5 protein-coding genes and 1 pseudogene are annotated in these 5,893 nt (G+C 58.7%); all 6 read left to right on the top strand.

Annotation, left to right across the window (positions count from 1 at the left end):
- Positions 1 to 390: pseudogene (locus K6T64_RS16055) on the top strand (hypothetical protein); the annotation flags it as partial.
- Positions 391 to 495: 105 nt separating this feature from the next.
- Positions 496 to 1,467: a UDP-N-acetylglucosamine 4,6-dehydratase (inverting) gene (gene pseB, locus K6T64_RS16050; RefSeq protein ID WP_288011088.1), complete on the top strand. Its 972-nt coding sequence runs from the start codon at positions 496 to 498 to the stop codon at positions 1,465 to 1,467.
- Positions 1,460 to 2,620, top strand: a complete 1,161-nt coding sequence (gene pseC, locus K6T64_RS16045) for a UDP-4-amino-4,6-dideoxy-N-acetyl-beta-L-altrosamine transaminase (protein ID WP_288011086.1) — start codon at positions 1,460 to 1,462, stop codon at positions 2,618 to 2,620. The genes pseB and pseC overlap by 8 nt, the downstream gene beginning before the upstream one ends.
- Positions 2,617 to 3,357: a cytidylyltransferase domain-containing protein gene (locus tag K6T64_RS16040; RefSeq protein WP_288011084.1), complete on the top strand. Its 741-nt coding sequence runs from the start codon at positions 2,617 to 2,619 to the stop codon at positions 3,355 to 3,357. Before pseC ends, K6T64_RS16040 begins: the two co-directional genes overlap by 4 nt.
- The gene (gene pseG / locus K6T64_RS16035) at positions 3,354 to 4,871 is read left to right on the top strand and encodes a UDP-2,4-diacetamido-2,4,6-trideoxy-beta-L-altropyranose hydrolase (protein WP_288011082.1); all 1,518 of its coding nucleotides are present in this window, start codon (positions 3,354 to 3,356) and stop codon (positions 4,869 to 4,871) included. Before K6T64_RS16040 ends, pseG begins: the two co-directional genes overlap by 4 nt.
- On the top strand, positions 4,855 to 5,893 hold a 1,039-nt coding region (pseI, locus tag K6T64_RS16030), incomplete at its 3' end, for a pseudaminic acid synthase (protein ID WP_288011080.1). The genes pseG and pseI, both read left to right, overlap by 17 nt.

Genomic DNA, 5,893 nt, shown 5'->3' with positions numbered 1-5,893 from the left:
GGTTCCGTGGCCACCACCCTGTTCGATGTGCTGGTTCAAATGGGTTGCGATCCCATCTGTCTGGTGGGTCAGGATCTCGCCTATACCGGGGGAGAGTCCCATGTCAAGGGTGCCCATCTCTATACGTCTTTTTCCGACATTTCGATGTTGCGGGAGGTTCCGAGTTTCCATCGGGACGGCGCCGTTAAGACGTCCGTCAATCTGATGTCGTACAAGCGGTGGTTGGAACGGGCCGCCCGGGAATCGGGCCGGACTTGTTATAACGCCACAGAAGGCGGTGCGTTTCTCGACGGATTTGAGCATGTCACCCTGATGGAATTTATCCGCCGGTACAGTCATGTGGACGTTCAACCACACCGACATCGTTTCCGGGAACTGGTCTCTTCATGACGATGGGGCCATTTTCCTGGGCATTCCACCGAAACCGCCCGCAGGAATGCCGGCGGATCGGGACGAAGTCTATGTCACAAGTCCAGGGGACGAGGAGCCGATGGGATGATTTTCGATGGAAAAACGGTGTTGGTGACGGGCGGCACCGGATCGTTCGGCAAACAGTTTGTCAAGACTGTCCTGGAAAGCACCCGGGTCAAAAAAGTGATCGTGTTCAGCCGCGATGAACTCAAACAGTACGAAATGCAGCAAATGTACCCGCATGAACCCAGGATTCGCTTCTTCATCGGCGATGTGCGGGATTACGCCCGGTTGCGCCGGGCTTTTGACGGCGTGGATTACGTCGTCCACGCGGCCGCCCTGAAACAGGTGCCTGCCGCCGAGTACAACCCCTTTGAAGCCGTGAAGACGAACATTCACGGCGCCCAAAACGTCATTGAAGCCGCCATTGATCAAGGAGTGGAACGGGTCATCGCCCTGAGCACCGACAAGGCCTCCAGCCCCTTCAACCTGTACGGCGCTACGAAACTGGTAAGCGACAAGCTGTTTATTGCCGGGAATGCGTATGCCGGCGGGAAATGGACCCGGTTTTCCGTGGTCCGGTACGGGAATGTCGTGGGCAGCCGCGGCAGTGTGGTGCCGCTCTTCAAGAAATTGGCGCCAACAGGGGTCATCCCCGTCACCGATGAGAGGATGACCCGCTTCTGGATTACGTTGCAGCAGGGCGTCCAGTTCGTCCTGAACTGCTTCGAACGGATGAGGGGCGGAGAAATTTTCGTCCCGAAAATTCCCAGCATGCGGGTGATCGACCTGGCCAAGGCGATCGCCCCCGATGCGGACCTCAAAATCATCGGGATCCGCCCGGGAGAAAAGCTGCATGAAGAGATGATCAGTGTCCACGACGCACGGAGAACGGTGGACATGGGCTCGTATTATGTCATCCAGCCGGAAATGGAATGGTGGCCTCAGGAACCGTCCCACGGAACCCCCGTTCCGGAGGATTTCAGCTATTCCAGCGACAAAAATACGGATTGGCTGGACGTGGAGCAACTGCGGGAGATGGCGCGGGATGTCTGATCTTTTTATTCCCTATGGCCGTCAGTGGATCGATGAAGAAGATATACAGTGTGTCGTGGATGTTCTTCGCAGCGACTTCTTGACCACAGGTCCGGCCGTGGAAAGATTCGAGCAGACCTTGGCTCATTACACTGGGGCGCGGCACGCCGTGGCCGTCAATTCAGGGACGGCGGCCCTGCACACCGCCTACTATGCGGCTGGCCTTCGGGCGGGGGACGAGATCATCACTTCGCCCCTGACTTTTGTGGCGACGGCCAATGCGGCTTTGTACTTGGGGGCGACCGTAAAATTCGTCGATGTCCGGCCGGACACCGGGACATTGGACCCGAGCCGACTGGAGGAAGCGATCACCCGCAAGACCAAGTTGATCGTGCCCGTGGATTATGCGGGACACCCGGCGGAATACGACGACATTCGCGCCATTGCGCAAAGGTACGGTATTACCGTGGTGGCCGACGCCGCCCACTCGTTGGGGGCTGTTTACCGGGGCCGGAAAGTGGGGACCCTGGCGGACTTGACGGCGGTCAGCTTTCATCCCGTGAAGCCGGTGACGACCGGGGAGGGGGGAGCGGTACTGACCAATGATCCGGAATGGGCCCGGCGGGCGGTCCAGTTCCGTTCCCACGGGATTGTCCGGGATCCGCGGCGGCTCCCGGCGTGGGAAGGGCCCTGGTACTATGAAATGCAGGACATCGGCTACAATTACCGGATCACCGACATCCAGTGCGCCCTCGGCACAAGCCAGATGAGGCGTTTGGACGCGTTCATCCGCCGCCGCCGGATCATTGCCGAGAGATATACGGAAGCGTTCCGGGATCTGCCCGGTCTGGAGGTTCCCGTGGTCCTGCCCGGCGTGGAGCCGGGATGGCATTTGTACGTCGTCCGCCTTGAAGGCGGTCCGGCGGTGAGGAGGCGGGTGTTTGAACGGCTTCGGGAAGCGGGGATCGGGGTGCAGGTCCATTACATTCCGGTCCATTTTCATCCCGTTTACCGGAAAATGGGATACACCGAAGGCATGTACTCTTGCGCGGAAGATTTTTATCGCCGGGCGATCTCCTTGCCTCTCTATCCGAAAATGACCGATGATGAGGTGGAGTTCGTCGTGGAAACGGTTCGGCGCGTGGTCCGCGACGTTGTGGGAGGCGGATCATGACGGTTGTGGCGATCATTCAAGCCCGAATGGGATCCACCCGGCTGCCGGGGAAAGTCATGAAGCCGATTTTCGGCCGTCCGATGATTCATTATGTGATCGAACGAGTGGAACGGATCTCGGGTGTTGATGAGGCGGTGGTGGCGATTCCCGATACGTTGGAGGATGACTTGTTGGACGAGTACCTCAGGAGTCGGGAATCGGTCGGAGTGTACCGGGGGCCGGAAAAGGATGTTCTGGCCCGCTATTACGGGGCTGCCCGAGCCGCAAAGGCCGAGGCAGTGGTGCGGATTACCGCGGACTGTCCGCTGATTTCCCCCGAGGTCAGCGGTCGGGTGTTGTCACGGTATTTGGAAGGGGCGGGGGATGTGGACTACGTGTCGAACTGCCTGGTCCGGACGTATCCCCGCGGTTTGGACACGGAGGTTTTTGCTTTTGCCGCGCTGGAGCGGGCATACCGCGAGGCGAAGTATCCGGCCGATCGCGAACACGTGACGCCGTATATGTGGCGCCAGCCGTCGCGGTTTCGCCTGGCGGGTGTCTGCGATTCCGTCGACCGGAGCCACATTCGGCTGACGCTGGACACCCAAGAAGACTTCGAACTGATTGGCAAGATCTTCGAGGCGCTGTATCCCGACGATCCGAAGTTTGAGTACCGAGATATCTTGAGGGTCTTGGAACGTCATCCGGAGTGGACGGAACTGAACCGCCATGTCCGGCAAAAGGAGTACGGCGAATGAAACTGCTGATTCGGACCGATGTCACGCCTCAGCTCGGGATGGGTCATCTCATGCGCACTTTGGCGCTCGCCGAAGAGTGGATCGCCCAAGGGGGAGAGGTTGTCCTGGCTTTTGCGAACATCACCGAGGCCGGCTTGCGACGGGCGCGAGAGGTCGCGGTAGAAACGGTCCGGCTTGATGGAGAGCCCGGTGGTGAAGAAGATGCCGCCAAAACGGCCGAGGCAGCGGAACGTTTTGGGGCCGCTTGGGTGGTTGCGGACGGCTATCATTTTGGGGACCGCTATCAAGCAGTCATCAAAGGGGCCGGGCACCGCCTCATGGTGATCGACGATTTTGGCCACGCGGGGCGGTATCGGGCCGATCTGGTTTTGAATGCCAATGTATACGCCGACGAGTTGTATTACACGTACCGTCATCCGGATACCCGGTTGTTGCTCGGCCCGCGATATGCTTTGCTGCGCCGGGAATTTCGCCGTTGGTTGGGATGGCAGCGGAACATACCCGACGTCGCCAAGAAAATTCTCGTCACGTTGGGAGGGTCCGATCCTCACAACGTGACGGAGCGCATCATCGAAGCGGTGCGCCTGATCGCGGACATTTCCGTGGAAGTTGTCGTGGTGGTCGGCGGGAGCAATCCCCATGCAGCCCGCCTGAAAGAGGCCGCTTGTGGGAGCGCGATACGGCTCGTTTACAACGTGGCCAACATGGCGGAATGGATGGCCTGGGCCGATGTGGCGGTGTCCGGCGGGGGCACGACGGCCTTGGAGCTGGCTTTCATGGGCCTCCCGTCTTTGCTTGTGGAACTGGCGGACAACCAGAAAGCTGTTGCCGCGGCCCTGGAACGGGTGGGTGCAGCCAAAAATCTGGGATGGCATGTCGATCTGACGCCTGATCGGATCGTCCAGGCCCTTGTCGGGCTTTTGCAGGATCCACAGGAACGGCGTCAAATGACGCAACGCGGGAGACGGCTTGTGGACGGCAAGGGGGCTGAACGGGTCGTGGGCATCCTTCTCGGACATCGGATCTTGCTTCGAAAGGTTGAGGAAGGGGATTGCCGTTTATTGTGGGAGTGGGCCAACGATCCGGTGGTTCGGCAAAATTCACTTTCTACTGATCCCATTCCATGGGACGACCATGTGCGCTGGTTTCGTGCGAAAAAGGGAGACCCACAGGTTTTGATGTATGTGGCCGAGTTGACACCGGGTTTGCCCGTTGGACAAGTTCGGTTCGATGTTCAGGGAACGGAGGCGGTTGTCTCCGTGAGCATCGATGGACGATATCGGGGTCAAGGGTTGGGAGGGCGGGTGATCGCCGAAGCAGCCGAAGATATGTTGCAGAAAGGCGTCGAGACCCTCCTCGCGTATATTAAGCCTGGGAATAAGGCGTCACTCCAGGCATTCACGAAAGCGGGATTTCGCGTAATGGGAACGAAGATTGTGGACCATCAGCCGGTGATTCAGATGGTCAGACGCGTGGCCGGGACGGGGAGGGATGAGGATGACGACGGAAATTGACATTCAGGGTCGGACCATTGGACCGGGGCGACCTACGTACGTCATCGCGGAGTTGTCCGCAAATCATTTGCAGAGTTTTGAACGGGCGGTGAAATTGATCCAAGCGGCGAAAGAGGCTGGAGCGGATGCGGTCAAGTTGCAGACGTACACGCCCGACAGCCTGACAATTTCCTGTGACAATCCATACTTCCGCATTCAGGAAGGGACGTTGTGGGCGGGGCGCACCCTCTACGATCTTTACAGCGAGGCGGCCACACCCTACGAGTGGCATGTCGGGTTGAAACGGGCGGCTGATGATCTGGGAATCACATTGTTCTCGACCTCTTTCGATGTTGCAGGAGTCGATTTTCTGGAGAAACTGGGCATGCCGGTCCACAAAATCGCTTCTTTTGAGCTGGTCGACCTCCCGTTGATCCGAAAAGCGGCCCAAACGGGGAAGCCGCTGATTCTATCGACCGGTATGGCCACCCTGGCGGAAATTGAGGAAGCGGTAAATGCAGCTCGGGAGGCCGGGGCAAAAAAGTTGGCCCTCCTCAAGACTAACAGTGGTTATCCGGCACCTCCGGAGGAGATGAATCTGCGGACCATTCCCCACCTCCGTGAAGCTTTCGGATTACCGGTGGGATTGTCTGACCACACATTGAGCGTTCACGTACCGACGGTGGCGGTAACCCTCGGTGCGTCCATCATTGAAAAGCATCTGACTTTATCCAGGTCCGAACCCGGCCCGGATTCGGCGTTCTCCTTGGAACCTCATGAGTTTAGAGCGATGGTAGAAGGGATCCGGATGGCGGAAAAGGCGATTGGGAGGGTGTCCTACGGTCCTACCCCTCGCGAAGAGCCGAGCCGGATGTTGCGGCGTTCACTGTTTGTGGTTCGAGACATTAAGGCCGGAGAGACATTCACCGAGGACAATGTGCGCAGCATCAGACCAGCGCACGGGCTCCACCCGCGTCATCTGTACGATGTACTTGGTCGAAAGGCAAAGCAGGATATTGTCAAAGGGACGCCGTTGTCGTGGG

This window comes from Kyrpidia sp. (assembly GCF_023512215.1).
GTDB classification, from domain to species: Bacteria; Bacillota; Bacilli; order Kyrpidiales; family Kyrpidiaceae; genus Kyrpidia; species Kyrpidia spormannii.
The sequence above is the reverse complement of the archived record's forward strand: the minus strand, read 5'-3'. Positions and strand labels throughout refer to the sequence as shown.

Bases quoted from the DNA above. Each gene is read 5' to 3' on its own strand.
- pseB (WP_288011088.1), top strand. From the start codon at position 496: ATGATTTTCGATGGAAAAACGGTGTTGGTGACGGGCGGCACCGGATCG.
- pseC (WP_288011086.1), top strand. From the start codon at position 1,460: ATGTCTGATCTTTTTATTCCCTATGGCCGTCAGTGGATCGATGAAGAA.
- K6T64_RS16040 (WP_288011084.1), top strand. From the start codon at position 2,617: ATGACGGTTGTGGCGATCATTCAAGCCCGAATGGGATCCACCCGGCTG.
- pseG (WP_288011082.1), top strand. From the start codon at position 3,354: ATGAAACTGCTGATTCGGACCGATGTCACGCCTCAGCTCGGGATGGGT.